Annotated in this window: 14 protein-coding genes; 8 read left to right on the forward strand and 6 right to left on the reverse strand. The window is 66.6% G+C overall.

Annotated elements, in window-relative coordinates:
* The first annotated feature begins 20 nt into the window (after window positions 1-20).
* From K3172_RS04430 to K3172_RS04440, 3 genes are read left to right on the forward strand one after another with little or no spacing between them, the layout of a single operon-like run.
* The gene (locus K3172_RS04430) at window positions 21-1,481 is read left to right on the forward strand and encodes a cytochrome ubiquinol oxidase subunit I (protein WP_221587336.1); all 1,461 of its coding nucleotides are present in this window, start codon (window positions 21-23) and stop codon (window positions 1,479-1,481) included.
* Window positions 1,478-2,479, forward strand: coding sequence for a cytochrome d ubiquinol oxidase subunit II (gene cydB, locus K3172_RS04435; protein ID WP_221587338.1), 1,002 nt, complete (start codon window positions 1,478-1,480; stop codon window positions 2,477-2,479). The genes K3172_RS04430 and cydB overlap by 4 nt, the downstream gene beginning before the upstream one ends.
* Complete coding sequence (locus K3172_RS04440) at window positions 2,479-2,601, forward strand: DUF2474 family protein (protein ID WP_221587340.1); 123 nt, start codon at window positions 2,479-2,481, stop codon at window positions 2,599-2,601. Before cydB ends, K3172_RS04440 begins: the two co-directional genes overlap by 1 nt.
* A 10-nt stretch (window positions 2,602-2,611) precedes the next feature.
* Here the strand turns inward: K3172_RS04440 and K3172_RS04445 are convergent, their stop codons facing one another.
* Window positions 2,612-3,559: an acetoacetate decarboxylase family protein gene (locus tag K3172_RS04445; RefSeq protein ID WP_221587342.1), complete on the reverse strand. Its 948-nt coding sequence runs from the start codon at window positions 3,557-3,559 to the stop codon at window positions 2,612-2,614.
* Window positions 3,560-3,569: 10 nt separating this feature from the next.
* The gene (locus tag K3172_RS04450) at window positions 3,570-5,696 is read right to left on the reverse strand and encodes an NAD(P)-binding protein (protein ID WP_221587344.1); all 2,127 of its coding nucleotides are present in this window, start codon (window positions 5,694-5,696) and stop codon (window positions 3,570-3,572) included.
* Window positions 5,697-5,839: 143 nt separating this feature from the next.
* On the opposite strand from K3172_RS04450, the gene K3172_RS04455 reads away from it, so the two are divergent.
* The 3 genes from K3172_RS04455 (at window position 5,840) to K3172_RS04465 (ending at window position 11,577) form a co-directional block, all read left to right on the forward strand.
* A complete protein-coding gene (locus K3172_RS04455; protein WP_221587346.1) occupies window positions 5,840-9,307 on the forward strand; it encodes an AAA family ATPase in 3,468 nt (1,155 codons plus the stop codon).
* A gap of 63 nt (window positions 9,308-9,370) precedes the next feature.
* Entirely contained in the window at window positions 9,371-10,396 is a 1,026-nt protein-coding gene (gene moaA / locus K3172_RS04460) for a GTP 3',8-cyclase MoaA (protein WP_221587348.1), read from the forward strand.
* Window positions 10,393-11,577 carry a molybdopterin molybdotransferase MoeA gene (locus K3172_RS04465; RefSeq protein WP_221587350.1) on the forward strand — a complete coding sequence of 395 codons (1,185 nt, stop codon included), beginning with the start codon at window positions 10,393-10,395 and terminating at the stop codon, window positions 11,575-11,577. Before moaA ends, K3172_RS04465 begins: the two co-directional genes overlap by 4 nt.
* 141 nt (window positions 11,578-11,718) lie before the next feature.
* Here K3172_RS04465 and K3172_RS04470 read toward each other — a convergent pair whose 3' ends face one another.
* Window positions 11,719-11,958, reverse strand: a complete 240-nt coding sequence (locus K3172_RS04470) for a hypothetical protein (protein ID WP_221587352.1) — start codon at window positions 11,956-11,958, stop codon at window positions 11,719-11,721.
* Here K3172_RS04470 and K3172_RS04475 point away from each other — a divergent pair.
* Window positions 11,945-12,727, forward strand: a complete 783-nt coding sequence (locus K3172_RS04475) for an alpha/beta hydrolase family protein (protein WP_221587354.1) — start codon at window positions 11,945-11,947, stop codon at window positions 12,725-12,727. The genes K3172_RS04470 and K3172_RS04475 overlap by 14 nt on opposite strands.
* A gap of 3 nt (window positions 12,728-12,730) precedes the next feature.
* Here K3172_RS04475 and K3172_RS04480 read toward each other — a convergent pair whose 3' ends face one another.
* From K3172_RS04480 to K3172_RS04490, 3 genes are all read right to left on the reverse strand, one after another.
* A complete protein-coding gene (locus K3172_RS04480; RefSeq protein WP_221587356.1) occupies window positions 12,731-13,672 on the reverse strand; it encodes a porin family protein in 942 nt (313 codons plus the stop codon).
* Between the two features lie 98 nt (window positions 13,673-13,770).
* Complete coding sequence (locus K3172_RS04485) at window positions 13,771-15,489, reverse strand: ABC transporter ATP-binding protein (RefSeq protein ID WP_221587358.1); 1,719 nt, start codon at window positions 15,487-15,489, stop codon at window positions 13,771-13,773.
* Window positions 15,486-16,736, reverse strand: coding sequence for a P-loop NTPase family protein (locus K3172_RS04490; RefSeq protein WP_221587360.1), 1,251 nt, complete (start codon window positions 16,734-16,736; stop codon window positions 15,486-15,488). Before K3172_RS04490 ends, K3172_RS04485 begins: the two co-directional genes overlap by 4 nt.
* A gap of 346 nt (window positions 16,737-17,082) precedes the next feature.
* On the opposite strand from K3172_RS04490, the gene K3172_RS04495 reads away from it, so the two are divergent.
* Complete coding sequence (locus tag K3172_RS04495; RefSeq protein ID WP_221587362.1) at window positions 17,083-17,988, forward strand: hypothetical protein; 906 nt, start codon at window positions 17,083-17,085, stop codon at window positions 17,986-17,988.
* The last annotated feature ends 2 nt before the right edge of the window (window positions 17,989-17,990 follow it).

Here is a 17,990-nt window from a genome sequence, read left to right on the forward strand (position 1 = left end):
GAAACTGTAGGACCGTCGGCATGTTCGACCATCTCGACGCGCTCGTCCTGGCCCGCATCCAGTTTGCCTTCACGGTCAGCTTCCACTTCATCTTCCCGTCCTTCTCGATCGGTCTGGCGAGCTATCTTGCGGTGCTTGAGGGGTTGTGGCTGAAAACCGGCAAGCCGATCTATCTCGACCTGTTCAAATACTGGCTGAAGATCTTCGCCATCGCCTTCGCGATGGGCGTGGTGAGCGGGATCGTCATGTCCTACCAGTTCGGCACCAACTGGTCGGTGTTCTCCGACGTCGCCGGGCCGGTGATCGGACCGCTGATGGCCTATGAGGTGCTGACTGCCTTCTTCCTCGAAGCGGGGTTTCTCGGTGTCATGCTGTTCGGTATGGAGCGGGTGGGCAGGAAGCTGCATTTCGCTGCCACGCTGATGGTGGCGCTCGGCACGTTCGTCAGCGCCTTCTGGATCCTTTCGGTCAATAGCTGGATGCAGACGCCGACCGGATACGAGATCGCCGCGAATGGACAATATATGCCGGGCGAGAGCTGGCTGGCGATCATCTTCAACCCGAGCTTCCCCTATCGCTTGGTGCACACGGTGCTGGCAGCCTATCTCACCACCGCCTTCGTCGTCGGCGGGGTCGGGGCCTGGCACCTGCTCAAGGACCGCGCGAACCTGCATGCACGCAAGATGTTCTCGATGGCGATGTGGATGGCCGCGCTGGTCGTGCCGGTGCAGATTTTCGCGGGTGACATGCACGGGCTCAACACGCTCGAGCACCAGCCGCAGAAGGTCATGGCGATGGAGGGGCATTACGAAAGCCACCCCGACGGCGCGCCGCTCTACCTGTTCGGCATCCCGAACGACAAGGAGCAGCGGCTCGACTTTGCGGTCGGGATCCCCAAGCTGTCGAGCCTGATCCTGAAGCACGATCTCGACGCGCCGCTCGCAGGCCTGGACACGATTCCCGACGACGAGCAGCCGCCGGTCGGCATCGTGTTCTGGTCGTTCCGCATCATGGTCGGCATCGGCTTCGCAATGCTGGGCGTCGGGGCGTGGAGCCTGTTCGCGCGATACCGCAAGAAACTCTTCGACTGGAGCTGGCTGCACCGTGCGGCGGTGGCAATGGGGCCGAGTGGGTTCGTCGCCGTCATTGCCGGCTGGATCACGACCGAAGTCGGCCGCCAGCCTTATGTCATCTACAACCTGCTGCGCACCGCCGACGCGGCCAGTCCGCTCGACGCGCCGGCTGTCGCCACGTCGCTGATTGCCTTCGTGCTCGTCTACTTCGCCGTCTTCGGGGCGGGCGTGTGGTATATCCTGCACCTCATGCACAATCCGCCGCATGCCGGTGAATACGGCGTCAAGCGCGGCGACAAGGGGCCGATCCGGACAGCCGGGATCACCCCGGGGCCGACACAGGATCCGACCGACGAGACCAGCCGCGATCTGGCCGGATCCAAGCAGGAGCCGGAGGACGCACCATGACGTTCGACCTGACCACGATCTGGGCGTTCATCATCGCCTTCGCCGTCTTCGCCTATGTGGTGATGGACGGGTTCGACCTCGGCATCGGCATCCTCTTCCCGACCTTCGATCCGGGGCCAGAGCGCGACCGCGCGATGAACTCCATCGCGCCGGTGTGGGACGGGAACGAGACCTGGCTGGTCTTGGGCGGGGGCGGTTTGTTCGCTGCCTTTCCGCTGGCCTATGCCGTGATCCTGCCCGCGACCTATCCGCTCGTCATCGCGATGTTGCTGGGCCTCGTCTTCCGTGGAGTCGCCTTCGAATACCGCTGGCGCGATCCGGGGCACCGGCGCCTGTGGGACGCGGCCTTCACCGGCGGGTCCTTCGTGGCGGCAATGGCGCAAGGGATGACGCTCGGCGCGTTGCTGCAGGGGATCGAGGTCACCGACCGCGCCTATTCGGGCAGCTGGTTCGACTGGCTCACGCCCTACACGCTCATGACCGGAGTAGGCACGGTCGCCGGCTACGCGCTGCTCGGCGCGACCTGGCTGGTCTGGAAGCTCGATGGCGAGGGGCAGGCGCATGCCCGCCAGCTCGGCATCAGGGCAGCCTGGGCGACGCTGCTGCTGATGGGGGCTGTCAGCCTCTACAACATCTTCCTCAACGCCGACTATGCCGCCCGCTGGCTGAGCGCGCCGGAGATCTATTTCGCCGCGCCCGTGCCCATCGTGACCGCGATCGTCGCATTGTCGCTGCTGCGCGCGCTCAAGGCCGAACGCAACAGCAAGCCCTTCTGGCTGTCCATCGCTCTGTTCTTCTTCGGGATGGCGGGCCTCGGCGTGACCATGTGGCCCTATGTCGTCCCGCCGGGCATCACCATCTGGGACGCCGCCGCACCCGAGCGCAGCCAGGTGTTCATGCTGGTCGGCGTCGCGATCACCATGCCGCTCATCATCGCCTATACCGCCTGGGCCTATTGGGTCTTCCGCGGCAAGGTGGGCCACGAGGGCTATCATTGATGGCCGCCGAAACGCCCGGGCCGCTGTGGAAGCGGCTCGCCTGGATGGCAGCGATCTGGGCGGCGAGCGTGGCCGTGCTGGGTGCGGTCGGCGGTCTTATCCGCTGGTGGCTGATGCCTTGACGTCGCTGCGTCAGGTCGGCGCGACCCAGATCTGCTGACCCAGCTTCTGTTCGAAATCGAACTCGACCCAGCTGGCTTCGCCCGCGTCCTGCCAGCCGCTCTCGACCCCGAGCGCTTCCGCAAAGGGATGGCTGTCGTAGCTGGTGATGCGGACGTCGTAATGGTCCTGCGTGATCCCTGACCGGCGCATCTTGAGCACGCTCGCTTCGGATTCGACGACGCCCTGATAGCAGGCGAGATGCGGGTCGGGCGCATGCGGGAACTGCTTGAGGAATGCCATGGTCACGTTGCCCCCGGCAAGCACGGTGTTCACATGCGCGGCGATGTTGGCGAGCTCCCCGACGACGCGTTGCGCCATGTGTTCCGCAAAGGCTTCGAGACTGCCGAGGATGCCATGCTTGCGCTCGCTCTTCTGGCGCGGGCGCGCTTCGAAGATCGGGGCGAGCTGCGCCTTCGCATCGTGACCGAACGTCTCGACTACCTGGGTGGAGACGGTGAAGTCGCGCGCCGCCCCGGGTTCGGAAGTCTGCGGGCTGAAGTCGAACCTGCCGATCTGCTTGGGAAAACCCCAGACCTCGCGTCCGCTGGCCAGCGCTTCGCCCGAGTCCACGAAGAGCCAGCTTGGAATGAACCGCAGGTCGGTCGGCTTGCCCCCGACCTTCCGGGCGAGAATCCACAGCGCGGTATCGATCTCGCTGGTGTATCCCTTGCCACCCTCCGGCCCGACGGCTCGCAGCTCGGCGATTTCGGCAATGGCGAAGAACAGGCGGTCGCCCAGCGCCTCGTACCGCACCTCGCCGCCCGTCGGCTCGGCGAAGAGCTGGTCGAGCCAAGCCTGGATGCGCTGTTTCGAAGCAGGCACGCAGAAATTGTGCATTACCACGCCGTGCGCGGTGACCGGGAACAGCGCCGTGTAGAGATTGGCGTTGACGACAAGCTTGGGCAGGGTCGGCATCATCGTCCTCCGGTCATTCGTTCAGCGGTGGCAGCTTGCCGACCATGGCGAGCGCGCAGCGATAGCCGCTCCGCGCGGCGGACTCGGCGCAGCCCGAATTCAGACCGTTGCGGGTCCAGTCGCCGGCCGGGAACAGGTTGGTGAAGCCGGATTCATTGGCGTCCATGCGGTTGTAGACGCTGTTCTTGGGCGACTGGACGTAGAGGTCGGACGGCGCGCAGTTGGCCTTCACGAATTGCTGCGCGAAAGCACCGCCGTCGGCCCCCGGATCGGGGCAGTGAAGCAGGCCGGGCGCGAAGCCGAATTCGCTGTTGGCGCTGCCCGCTTCGGTCCAGTACCGCCCCACATTGTCCTGCAGCCACTTCTTCGCGTCTTCGCGCGCGATCCGGTCCGCCTCGGCCGGGGGCGCGTCGCCGGGTATCTGGCCGCACCAATAGGCGATGGCCAGCGGGCGTTCCTCGCCGGTCCAGTTCTCGCGCGAGAGCAGGTGCGACATGTCCGACCAGGTGCTGAACGGCTGGTCGGCGCCGGTCAGCGTTCGTCCGGCCGCCTGCGAGCCCAGGTCTTCCATCGTGCGGTTGAACCAGACCTGCATGGCGCAGGTCCGGGTGAGGGTGAGCGAGTCGAACATCGGGCCCCATTTCGAATGCGGCAGCCGCTCGGGCAGTTGCGAGCAGACCTGCTTCAAACCGCCTACCGAGATGCCGATGACGATCTCGTCGAAATCCTCGCCCTTTTTCAGCGTGAAGGGCCGGTCGCCGGCACCGGGGGCGCCGACATGGTCGGCCTCGAAATTGCGGCCTGCGGTCTTGAGCGCGGCACCATCCTTCAGCTGGTCCCACAGCGGCTCGTTGGGCCAGCCCTCGAGCGTGTTGTCGCCCCAGCCGGGCAGCGGGAATTCGACGAGCGGCCGGTAGCCCGCCTGCGGATCGGCCAGCTCGGCCTGCCTCACCATGTCGATCGAAGCGATCTCGTCCAGCACCGGGTTGGGATTGAGCGCGGTCACACGGGTGAAGTATTCGAACTTCACCCCGCGCTGCTTGAGCGCGAGATAGAGCGGGGCGATCACCACGTCGCCCATCGCACCGCGCATCTTCCAGAAGAAGTGCCCCTTGTAGCTGATCATCAGCATGAACGAACGCAGCGCGGTGCCGGCAGCGAAGCTGCGCATCGCGGTGTCACCGCCGTTGCCGAAGCCGAAGACGTAATCGTACATGGTCGCGACCGGCGCCCAGTCGATCAGCAGTTGCGCGCGCATGTGGGGATCGCCCCATTCGGGGTAGCGCTCCGCGATGACGACCGCGTTCTGGTAGAGCCACTCGCTGAACTCGTACTTGTCGAGGCAGTCGTAGCCTTCCTGGAGGACGTTATCCGCCGCCACCCCGTGCAGGATGGCCTGCACCATGTAGGCCGAGCGGATGAAGCGCGACATCATGATGGTCATGTTCTTGTCGACTTCGGACTTCGACAGCTCCTTCATCCGCTTCTCGATCATATGGATCACGTCGCGCATGATCGCTTGAGCCGCCAGCGCCTCGAGATGTCGCTCGACGTCCTTGGCCAGCTTCTTCAGCAGGTCGAGCGCGCCGTGCAGGAGACCGCTATGGGGCACGCTCGGCGGCGCCCCCGTGGGAGGCGCGAAGAGATTGTGCCGTGCATCGGGCGAGAAGTTGATCAGCGCTTCGACCAGCTTGGTGATCGCCACCTCGACCGAGGGGATGCCGAGATCGTCGCCGGGGACCGAGTCGTTGGGCTCGAAATTGAGATACCAGGTGAGATCGGGATATTGCTCGAAACTGTTGTCGACCAGCGCGATGGTGTCCTCTGGCGAGAACGCCTGCCACACGGTCCGATTGGGGTGGCCAGCGGGACGATCCAGCACGTCGTAGGCGCGGCGCAGCAGGTCGAAGGACTGGTCGTAGAAGCCAGCGAAGATGTGGAGCCCGTGCTCGATAATCCGGTTGCCATAGCCCGGCCGCATGTCGTGCCCGCTGGCGCATTTGCCGCCCAGCCGCCAGCCTTGCTGGTAGACCGTGATCTCGAACTTTTCGTCCCAGCCGGGCTGCTCGGTCAGGTAGAAAGCGGCGGACAGGGCCCCCACTCCGCCGCCCAGCACCGCGACGCGCTTCTTGGAACCCATGGTTACCTCCCCCGCAATTTCCCTTAGAATACGTTGCGCTTCGAGATCGGGGAAGGCAAGGTATCCCTAAGGGTCATCGGGGTGTCATACTGTCGGGTAGGACATTCGAGTTCGGGTCGCGCCTGTCATCACGGGGGAGAGACGTGCCTGACATCTTCATCTCCTACAGCCATGCCGACCGCGACCATGCGCGGCGCTTTGCCGAGCGGCTGCGCGCGACCGGCCTGGATGTGTGGTGGGACGATGCATTGCGCGGCGGGCAAGCCTTCGACCACGAGATCGAGGAGGCCTTGCGCGGTGCCCGGGCGGTCATCGTGCTCTGGTCGTCGCAATCGGTCACTTCGCGCTGGGTAAGGTCCGAGGCGGCGCTGGCGCAGGATCTGGGCACTGTGCTGCCGGTGACGATCGAGCCCTGCAGCCTGCCGGTGATGTTCACGCTGACGCATACCGTCGACATGGCCGGCTGGGACGGCAGCGACTCTCATCCTGCCTGGCAATCCTTCCTCGACGATCTCGATCACGTGCTCGCCGGCGAAGAGGCCGCAGCCCAGGCTGCACCCGCTCCGCCCCCACCTGCGGCGGGAACGCGGCGTGAAGTCGCGGTCCTGAGCATGGTGCCCGTGATGGACGGCGCCGCGCATGCCGCGATCGATCCGGAGGACTGGCAGGACTTGCTCGCCGGCTTTCAGAAAGACGCTGCGGCGGTGATCGAAGCGGAGGGGGGCGACCTGCGCCCCTCGGTCGGCGGTGCGATCGTGGGCTTCTTCGGCAGCGGACGCGTGCATGAAGACGATGCCCTGCGGGCAACGCGCGCTGCTGCCGACATCCGGACCCGCGCGGCAAAGGAGGGCAACGGCCTCACTATCCAGGCGGGCGTCGAGGCCGGGCTGCTCGTGCTGCGCGGTGGCGAGGCGTTCGGCCCCGTTATCGAAACCGCGGAAAGGCTGCGGTTGCACGCAGAGCCGGGCACGATCCTCGTCGGCCCGGTCGCGGCTCACCAGATTGCCGGATATGCCGAACTCGAAGCCGCCTCGGCAACGGCGTTCCGGCTGAAGGAATTGCAGAGCGACCGCTCGCGCTTCGACATCTCGCGCCTGCGCGGCCTGTCGCGCTTCGTCGGGCGCGAGAACGAGATGACCGCGCTCGAGCGCGGGCTGGAGCGCGCCTCGCTCGACGGCCTGCAGGTGATCGGCGTGGTCGGCGATGCGGGATCGGGCAAGAGCCGCCTGTGCTTCGAATTCATGACCAGCTGCCGCGCGCAGGGCGTGCTGGTGGCCGAAGGGCGCGCGACCAGCGCCAGCGGGATCAGCCCCTATGCCCCGATCGTCGGCCTGTTCCATTCTTTGTTCGGCGTGCTGCCCGACGAGACGCCGGAGGAGAAGCGGCGCAAGATCACTGCCTGGATCGAGGCGCTCGATCCCGATCTCGTGAACGAACTGCCCTCGCTCTTCGCCTTCATGCGCGTGTCGGACCCCGCCGTGCCGCCGTTGCCGATGGACGCCGGCACCCTGCAACGGCGCGTCCTTGCCATATTCAGGCACGCTCTCGCCAAGCTGGGACGCGAGAGTTCGATCGTGGTCTATCTCGAGGACCTCCACTGGCTCGACGATGCCAGCGGCCAGTTCCTCGAGCGCCTGCTCGATGCCGAGGACATTGCACCCGTTCTGGTACTCGCCAGCTATCGCCCAGAATTCGAGGCGCGCTGGCTGGGATCGTCGCGCTGCCGCCAGCTGGCCTTGCGCCCGCTCGGCTCGGGTGCCATCGACGCACTGCTCTCCGACCTGCTCGGCATGGACGAGAGCGTCGCCGCGCTGGGCGCCAAGCTGCAGGACGCATCGGGCGGCAACCCCTTCTTCCTCGAGGAAATCGTCCGCAGCCTCGCGCAGGCGGGCCAGCTGACGGGCGAGCGCGGGGCCTATGTCTTCGCCGGCTCGGTCGACGCCATCGAGATCCCCGGGACCGTCCGCGCGCTGCTGACGATGCGCATCGCGCGCCTGCCCGAGATGCAGCGGCGCCTGCTCCAGATCGCCGCCATCGCCGGCAAGCAGTTTTCCGAACCGCTGGTGGCCGAAGTCAGCCGCGTTTCGGAAAGCGAAGCGGCCGCAGCCCTTTCCGCGCTGGTTCGCCTCGGCTTCACCTCGGAACTCAGCCTCGTCCCCTATGCGCGCTACACCTTCGTTCATCCGCTCACGCTGGAAATGGCGGCGGCGAGCCTGCTCAAGGCCGAGGCGCGCGACTTCCACCGCGAGGTGGCGCGGGTCATCGAGCGCCGGCACGCGGACCGGATCGAGGAATTCGCACCCGAGCTGGCGCGCCATTACCAGGAGGCGGGCGATGCGCTGGTCGCGGCCGAGTGGCACCGGCGCGCGGCGGAGTGGGTCAGCCATACCGATTTCGGCATGGCCAACGGCCACTGGCTCGCCATCCGCGAACTGGTGCGCGATCTCGACGAGGAACCGGCAGCGATCAGGCTGCACCTGTCGGCCTGCATCCAGATGCTCTATTCCGCCCACCAGACTGCCTTGTCGATCGAAGAGGCGCAGGCCATCCTGGCGGAAGGCGATGCCCTGGCGGACCGCACCGGCAATCCCACCGCGCGTCTTATGCTGTCTTCGCTGTATGCTCGGGTGATCGGTGGTACCGGAGATGCGCAAGGCTATCTCGAACTGGCGCGTCGCAATCATGCGTTGGCAGCGAGTTCGGGCAGCCTCGCCGCCGAGGCATCGACCCACCTGATCCTGATGGATGCTCTGGCAGTTTCGTCGCATGTTTCCGATGCACTCGACCTTGCCGAGCAAGGCGTCGAGAAATTCGCCGGGCTGGACCGGGATTCCTGGCCGACGCCCGGCAATCCGGTCTCGTTTTGCCATTTCCAGGCGGCGGTAAACCTGATGTGGTCGGGCCGCGTGAAGGAAGCATTGGAGCGGTTCGACCTGTGCTGCCGGATGGGGGAAAGCGACGGTACGCCCGAAGTCCTCGCCTGGACCCACTGGATGGCGGGGATCACCCAGAGCCTTATCGGAAATCCCGAGGCAGCGCACCGACATGCCGATGCGCTCGCGGCGATCAGCGACAAGGCTGGTTCGAGCCAGTTGGCGGCCTTTGCACACACAGCCCGGGCCCGCGCGCAACTTGCCGAAGGAGACGCCGAAGCGGCCCTGGCCAGCGCCCGGCAGGCGGTCGCGATCTTCAAAGCGGGTGAACGCCTGTGGTTGGGCATCGGCGAGGGGCTTGTGGCCGAGGCCTTGCTCGAGGGCGGACACCTGGCGGAGGCAATCGATGCCGGGCGTACCGCTGTCCGCACATGCCGTGCCCATTCGACCAGGCAGTCCGAGGTCGTCTGTCTCGGCATACTCGCGCGTGCGCGGATGCGGCATGACGGAGTCGCTTCGATTGAGGAGACGCGGGACCTGCTGTTGCGGGCCGAGCAGCTGGTCGAAGAGAGCGGGGCACGCTTCCAGCAGGCCATGCTCAAGGAATGGCGCGCCGAGCTGTCTGACCTCGAAGGGAATCGCGATGCCGCGGCCCGCCTGCGCGAGGAAGCGGCCGACCTGCACGAGACCTTCGGCCACAAGGGCCGGGCCCGCGAACTGAGAATGCAGGCGGCCTAGCCTAGCGCGTCATGCGGGCGAGGCTGTAGCCAAAGGGGCGGCGCGAGCGTACCTGTTTCCTGGATGGATCAAGGGCCCACTCCTTTTGCCGCTCCGACGGACCGCAGGCTCGCGCTCGAAGACAGCTTCGGGCGGCGGTTTGAATACCTGCGCCTCTCGCTCACCGACCGGTGCAATTTCCGCTGCAGCTATTGCCTGCCGCAGGGATACCGCAAGGACGCGAGCCTGCCGCCCGAATTGTCGCGCCACGAACTGCGCCGTGCGGTCGCCGGTTTCGCCCGCCTCGGCCTGTGGAAGCTGCGGCTGACCGGCGGCGAGCCGACGGTGCGAAGCGATTTCGAAGCGATTGCGCGGGACCTGTCCGGGGTCGAGGGCATCCGCCGGATCGCAATGACAACCAATGGCTACCGTCTGACCGAGCGGGCGGAAACGTGGCGCGAGGCGGGCGTGCATGCGGTCAATGTCAGTATCGACACGCTCGATCGCGAGAATTTCGCGCGGGTGACGGGCCATGACCGCTTGCCGCAGATCGTTGAGGGCGTCGATGCGGCGCTTGATGCGGGTTTCGACGCGGTGAAGGTGAACAGCGTGCTGATGCGTTCGCTGGAACCGGAAGGCTGGGACAAATTGCTGGGCTTCATCGCCGCCCGGCCGGTTTCATGGCGCTTCATCGAATTGATGCGCACCAACGACAATGCCGGCTTCCATCGCCTGCAAGCGACAGCAGGCGATGCCATCGCGGAAAAGCTGCGTCAGGGCGGCTGGACGCCACTGGACCGCGCTACCGGCAGCGGGCCGGCGGTGGAATATGCCCATCCCGGTTTCGCGGGACGGATCGGCCTGATTGCGCCCTATTCGCCCGGTTTCTGCGACAGCTGCAATCGTCTGCGCCTGTCGAGCCGGGGCAAGCTCCACCTCTGCCTGTTCGGCGAACACGGCGTCGATTTGCGCGACCTGTTGCAGGAGGACCGGCAGCAGGACGACCTTGTTGCGCGCATCCTTGCCGCCCTGCCCGCCAAGCCGCGCGCCCACCGGCTCCACGAAGGGTCGAGCGGGTCGACGCCGCACCTGGCCTCGATCGGCGGATGATCGCCTATGACGAGGCGCTGGCGCGGATGCTTGCCGCTGTCGTTCCGCTGCCGGGGGAAACGGTCAAGATCGAGCAGGCGCAGGGGCGCTATCTGGCAGAGCCGGTGAGAGCGGCGATCGATGCGCCTCGCCACGATGTGTCGACGATGGACGGATATGCCGTGCGCCATGCAGATGCGGCGGCTGGCGGATGGCAGGCAATCGTCGGCGAGGCCGCGCCGGGTGCGCCTTTCGCGGGGTCGGTGGGTCGGGGCGAAGCGGTCAGGATTTTCACCGGCGCCCATGTGCCCTCCGGTGCGGACTGGGTTGTGATCCAGGAAGACGCCGAGCGCGAGGGCGATCGCGTGCGGTTCGGCCAAGAACTGGGACCGGATCGCTATATCCGGCAACAGGGCAGCGACTTTCGCGAGGGCGACACGATCCTTGCGGCAGGTGCGCCGCTCGTGCCGACGGCGCTGGTCGCGCTTGCCGGGGCAGACCGGGCGAAGGTCTCGGTCGCACGGCGTCCGCGTGTGGCCATGATCGCCACCGGTGACGAGCTTGTCGCGCCGGGCAGCGCGGCGGCAACACCGTATGCGATTCCCGATTCCGGCAGCGTCGGCGTCGCGGCCATGGTGGCGCAAGGCGGCGGCGCGCTGGCCGGCAAGGCGCGCGGCCGCGACCGGCTGGAAGAGCTCGCGGCCTTGGCAGAGGCTGCGCTTGCCGGTTCGGACCTCGTCGTCGTGCTGGGCGGTGCCTCGGTCGGGGACCGCGATTTCGCCAAGCCGATGTTCGGCGATCTCGGCCTAGAGCTGCATTTTTCCAAGGTGGCGATCCGGCCCGGCAAGCCGGTGTGGTTCGGCAAGGTTGGCGAGACCTGCGTCCTGGGGCTGCCGGGCAATCCCGGCTCCGCCATGGTCACCGCGCGCCTCTTCCTTGCGCCGCTGCTGGCTGCGCTGCAGGGCGGCGCGGGGAAGGACTGTGTAGCGACCTTTCCGCAGAGACTTGCGGCCGACCTGCCGCCCTCCGGCATGCGCGAAACCTTTACCCGGGCACGCTTGGGACAGGATGGCCTTTCGCCGGTGTCCAACCAGGACAGCGGCGCTCAGTCCCCGCTCGCCGCCAGCGACTGGCTGATCCGGCGCGCACCCGACGACGGAGCGCGCAGAGCGGGCGAGTGGGTGCGTGCCATGCCGTTCTGACCGCCGCCGGCGTCGCCCGCACTTCGGCGCACGCGCGGCGCGGGCTGCCGCAAAGCTGTCGAGCGGTTAGGTTTTTGGTCAGCTGCCGCTGCGATGGGCATTGCCACGCGCCGGGTCCCTGCCGGATAGGAAAGGCCGGGCTCACGGGTCGTTGGACGAGGGACAGAAAATGCCGGTGAGGCAGTCGAGATCGGCGGCGATGTTGCTGGCAGGCGCCGCGGCCTGTCTGCTGTCGGCATGTGGCGGATCGGGCGACAACTCGCCGGGGCCGCCGCCGACGAGCGGGACACCTGCGCCGTCGCCAACGCCCACCTCCTCGCCCACGCCTTCGCCCACTCCGACACCCGCCCCTACAATCCCGGCGGGGGTGGGGACCTTCACCTTCGCCAATTGGGCGGGGCCGGCGATCCCGGTGCATTATTACCGGCCCGCGACGGTCACCGCAACGACCCCGGTGCTGCTGGTCTTCCATGGCACCAGCCGGACCGCCGGCAGCTATCGCGACGCCTGGGTCGATGCCGCGACCGCTGGGCATTACATCGTCCTCGCGCCGGAGTTCAGCGAGCAGGACTTCCCGGAATCGCTCGCCTATCAGGAAGGCCATGTGCTCGATGCCGCCGGCCAGCTACGCCCGCGCGAGCAATGGAGCTTTGCCGCGATCGAACCCTTGTTCGATGCCGTCCGCACCGCCACGGGCACGCAGGTTTCGCGCTATGCGATGTACGGCCATTCGGGCGGGGCGCAGTTCGTCCACCGGTTCCTGATGCTGATGCCCGAAGCGCGCTATTCACGCGCGATTGCTGCAAATGCCGGCTGGTACACGCTCCCGCAGATGTCGCGGGCGTATCCGGTTGGCCTCGGCGCAACCCCCGTCACGCGGGACGATCTCGCCGCGGCGCTGCGCAAGCGCCTGATCATCCTGCTGGGGACCGAGGACACCGATCCCAACGATCCCACGCTGCCCACGTCGAGCGTCGCGATGGAGCAGGGGCCGAACCGGCTCGAGCGGGGGCGGTATTTCTTTGCCCGCGCGCAGGAGGCGGCAGCGGACCAATCCGTGTCGCTCGTCTGGCGGATCGAATATGTGCAGGGCGTCGGGCACGACAACCGCGGCATGGTCGCCGCGGCGAAGGACCTCGTCTGGAACTGACGCCTAGCGGGCGATCCAGAACCGCTTTTCGAGCGACAGGACCCCGCGATAGACCGTGCGGTCGTAATCGGGGTCGTTCGAATTGCGCCAGATGATCGAGCCACCGCCGCTCAGCGTCCAGTCGTCGCCGAATTCGTAGGTCAGTTCCACTTCGGGAGCGATCGAGCTGGCGGTGCGCTTTTCGGTGCCGATCAGGCGGAAATCGTTGTCCCAGTCGCGCCAGCGCAGGCCCAGATCGAGGTCGAGATCGCGCGACAGGCGCACGCGTCCCGCACCGCGCACGGTGACCCGGTCGTAGGTCAGCCGCTCGATATCGGAATCGATGGCGTCGTAGATCACTTCGGCGAGAACGAAGTTCCCGCGCCCGATGCGATAGCGGTATTCGATTTCCGCCATCGGGCCGTCGCCGGTGCCGGTATCGCGGTCCTGATAATTGCGCCAACGCCAACCGCCCGTCACGCGCACACGGTGGTTCCCGTCCTGAAAGGCGACGCGCCCTTGCAGGCGGGCTTCGTCGGCCTCGCGGCTCTCCAGTGTCGACAGCCGCGTGGCGGCGCGTCCGCGCAGGCTCAGCTGCACGGTATCCGAGATGTCCCGGCCATAGGCGAGGGACAGCGCATTGCTCCACCGGTCGGAGCGTTCCTCGTCCGTGTAGGCGTAATAACCGGTCGATGCGATGGCGTCGAAATGGTTGGCACCGGCGTCGCGGTCCCATCCCAGTTCGGCACGGAAGAGCCCGCCCGATCGGTCCTCGTCCTCGTTCGCGTCGAAGGACCGGCCGGACGCAGCCACGCCGGTCGCCGAAAGGTCCAGCCAGGCCCGTTCGCGGACGTCCGTCTCCAGCTCGTCATCCGCGTCCTGCGCCCAGCCGGCGGAGGCAAGGAGGATGCTGGCGAGGGCCGTTGCCCGTGCCAGGCGACGGGCGTTCACATGCAAAGGTTTCATGGCGTTATCACTAGTCCTGCCGAGTCCGTCACGCAAAGTCGCGGCCGAAGTCGATGGTGGAAACCGTGGCCCCCTCCGACGCCGGCCATGATGGCCTGTCAGGCAACCGAAGCCAGCCGCAGGAACGCGGGCATGGCAGGCTGGCGATCGCGCAGGTACTGGCTCGCGGCGATCTCCTCTACCACGGTACCCCGTTCGACCCGCCATACGGTGTCCGCGATGGCAAGGTCGTCCGCGTTCTCGCTGACGCTCAGGATCGTACCGGCATAGCGTGCGATGACGCTGCGGAAGACCGTGCGAGTGTCGTCGTCCAGTCCGTCCATCGCCTGGTCAAGCAGGAGGATCGGCGGGCTGCCGAGGAGGGCGCGGGCAAACCGGATACGCTGGCTTGCGCCGCCGGGCAGGTTGGCGCCGCCTTCGGTCAGCCAGAAATCGAGGCCGCCCGGAAGCTCGTTGACGAGGTCGTTGAGGTGGCAGCTGTCGAGCAGGGCCTGCACGTCCTCGTCGGTCGCGGAAGGATTGCGATAGGTCAGGTTGCGCCGCAGCGTCCCGCGCATGAGCGGAAGTTGCGGGCTGACCATGCCGACCCGGCGATAGATCGTGTCGAGCTGGCAGGTCGCGAGATCCTGGTCGCCAATCGCCACGGTACCGCTTTCCGGATCGGCAAGACGGGCTACGAGGCCGAGCACGGTCGACTTGCCCCCGCCGCTCGGGCCGACGAGCGCAACGTGGCGTCCGGCGTCCACCCGTGCCGAGAACGGCGTGGAGCCGCCCGCCAGCACGACGTTGTCGAAGCAGATAGGGGCACGGCGATGGCGCAGCGGTTCCTGCTCGACGTGCGACGGCGTGCGGCTGGAACTGTTGAGGAAATCCTCAAGCTTGCTGCGCGAAATCTGCGCGCGGCGCCAGTATTCGTGCGAATTGGCCAGCTGTCGCACGTAGCCGTGCATCAGGCGGATGGCGAGGAGCGTCACGAACAGCGAGGCAAGGTCGATGTCACCGTTCAGCAGCAGGCGGGTGCCGACCCACAGCGAAATGACCACGGCAGTCCAGCCGGCAAAGTCGGAAACGCCGCGCAGCATGCCGCGCAGCCGGGCTTCGCGAGACAAAGCCTCAGTCATGTGCTCGCTCTGGCGCGAGAGACGTTGCGTCTCGCCCGCGGTCCGGCCGAAGACCTGAACGACCGCCAGCGCATGGACCTGCTCGTCGATATTGCTCGTCAGGCGCGAGCGGCGCCGGCGCACCGCCTTGGTCCATTCCTGCAACCGCCGGCCGACGAGGGTCGACACGATGGCAAAGCCCAGGAAGGTTGCGGTGATCACCCCTACCAGCAGCAGGCTGAAATAGGCCACTACGCCCAAGCAGGCCAGCAGCGAGAACACCGCGACAAGGCCGCGCGAGAAACCGCGGGCCAGCCAGGTCCGCAGCATGGTGAGGTCACCGGTGAGCCGCAGGATCAGGCTGCCGCGCGAGCGGTGGCGGATCTGGTCCGGCGCCATTCCCGTCATGTGGTTGTAGAGGTCCATCCTCAAGCGATGGGTCGCGTTGAAGCTGATCGTTTCCGAAACCGCGAATTCGGCGCCGCGAAGGATGGCGAAGACCACCGTCGCGCCCGCGAGGACCGCCAGCGGGAACAGCAGCAGGTCCGTCACCCCTTCAACCGCCGTGGTCTCGAGGATCTGGAGGATCCTGCGGACGGCGAGGATGAGGACACCCGTCGCCGTGGCCGTGGCCAGTGCCATCAGCACGACGATCGCGATCTCCTTGCGTGTCAGACAGTCGCTGAAACGCAGCTTGCGGCGTGGTTCCTCGCTCATTGGTCGCTCCAGCCGAAGACGCTCTTGCCGTTCTTGTCGGAAAGCTCGTGGGGCAGGGGCGCCTCGAGGGTCGCGTCAAGCACTTCCCCGAGGGCGATTTCGGCGGTCTCCAGCTCGCGCTTCGACAGGATGCCGACCGGCAGTGGCTGCGCGAATTCGCGCAGGGAAAGCGAGGACATCGTCACGCGGCCCGACAGGGCGACGACCGGGAGTCCAAGCTCCTTGAGCACGGCGAGGCCGTGCACCGCGCCGAGCGAATCGCCCGCTGCGAAAACGATGCGGTCGACGGCTTCCCTGAACACGTCCGACCGGATCAGTTCGCTGTTCTGCGCCTGGAAGATGCCGTCGGCAATCTCGAGGACCGCCACATCGACCCCTTGAGCGGTGGCATGGGCGAGCAGGTCGACCAGCAGGGTTTCCAGCTCCGCGAGGTTGAGCTTGTATGTGGCGGAGAAACCGACGTCGGTGAAATCGGCCACCACATGCGCGCCAGCATCGACCATGGCCCAGTAATCGCCGCCCGAACCGGTGCCGGTGACCTTGATCCCGGCCACCCGCTTGCCGGCAGCCCTCAGGCCGCGGATCAGCGACTTGCAGACCGTGGTCTTGCCCGAATTCATGCCGGTCCCGAGAACCGCGATCGTGCCGGGACGGTTGGTCCCGGGCATGTCGGTGGTGAGCTTGAGATCGTGCAGATTGATCGGATCGCCACGCAGGTTGCCGAGCAACCCGATCGGGGTGATCTGCGTGGCCGATCGCATGGCCGCGTTGCGCGACACCATGGTCGCGGCGACGCCCCCGGTGGCGATCAGGTTCGTCGGGCCGAGGTCGAACGGGACCAGCCCTTCGTACTGATCGGTTGCATAACGGTTGCCGTAGGCCACGATGATCTCGTCGCCCCGGTGGAGGAGCGCCTTGCGGCCGTTCGCGAGTTCGATGCGGCGATGATACCGCAGGCGGTCGACCCGTGCGAGGACGAGGTCGCCGGCGCGCGGCCGGATCGGGCCTTCGATCAGGCTGGTAACGTGGGCGAGATCGAGCCGCCGGGTCGCGAAACCCTGCCGCGCATCGCGCAGGCGCTGCTGTTCTACGGGCGTGATCTTGAGGCGGCGCTTGAGGCCGACCTTGGCTTTGGCGGATGTCGGCAGTGGCTTTTCGGGTGCGCGGACATCGTCCGGGAAATCCACCAGATCGGCTACCGCCGGATCGGCCAGATCGAGCACCTCGGTAGCATCGTCTTCTGCCATGTGCGCATTGCTACGCAGCTTTTCCAAACGCATTGAGCCCACGAAACTTCCCCTGTCCAATTTGCGCGCGACTCGATGTTCTGGTGATTATTTCGTTAAACTAAGTGTTTACTAAACGGTTTACCAGTAAACTCGATTAGACGAGGCTGGTCGGGGCGCAAGGAGGCTGCGGGCAGCGTCCCAAAATTGGGCGATTCCCTAGGCGGAAGTAACCGATTGGCGAATTTGTAAAATCTTTCGTCGATATAGCCGCAGGGCGGGTGTTTCGCCTGTTTCGCGGGTTTTGACATGATGCCGGGGCTGCGGCTAATTGCCATGCGCGCCTTGCGATCCGGGGGCGTTTATCGTGCCATCCAAGCTGGAAGGTGTAGTGCTTGATCCGGTCACCCGCCGTCGTTTCGGATCCCTTGCCGTGACGCTTCTGGCCGGCGCTGCCGCCGCAGGAGCCTGCGCGGGATCGGACGGCTCGCCAGCCGGCTTCGAGCAAGTGGAACTGGACGGGTGGGGCGGACCGCGCCTGCAGGCTTATTTCCACCGCGCGGACGGCTGGGACGAAAGCTGGCCCGTGGTGATCGTCCTCCACGGCGCCAATCGGAACGTCGATTACACGGCATCGACCTGGTTGCCTTTGGCCGGGCAAATGCAGGTCATGCCGGTAATCCCGCATTTTAGCGAGCACAGGTTCCGCGGCGATCGCTATGCTCTGGGCGGCATCCGGCGTGGATCGATGGGGCCGAAATCGGCATTCAACGCCATCGAACCCCTGTTCGACGCCGTGTGCGACGCGACCGGCAGTCGCAGCCCGCGTTATTCGCTGTTCGGCCATTCCGCCGGCGCCCAGTTCGTGGAGCGGTTCCTGCTGTTCAACCCCGATGCCCGGGTCGCCCGTTCGGTGATGTCGATGGCCGGATGGTACACTCTGCCCGATACGCGGCTGCCGTGGCCCTACGGTCTGGCGCAGGTCTCGCTCGGAGAAGATTCGTTCGCGCGCCTGCTCGCGCGCGAGTGCATGGTCGTGCTGGGCGTCGAGGACGACGATCCGAGTGACGAGCGCCTGCGCCGCACCTCGCTCGCAAGGCGGCAGGGCGCCCACCGGCTGGAACGCGGGCTCAATTTCTTCTCCCGCGCGACCCGCTTCGCCGAGATAAACGGATTGCCGATGAAGTGGCAGCTCCGCGTCCTGTCGGACGTCGACCACGACAGTCGCGCCGCGGCTATCGCCAGTGCGGAGTGGCTCGCCAACGGCGCGTGAGG

Source organism: Qipengyuania proteolytica (assembly GCF_019711565.1).
Lineage (GTDB): Bacteria > Pseudomonadota > Alphaproteobacteria > Sphingomonadales > Sphingomonadaceae > Qipengyuania > Qipengyuania proteolytica.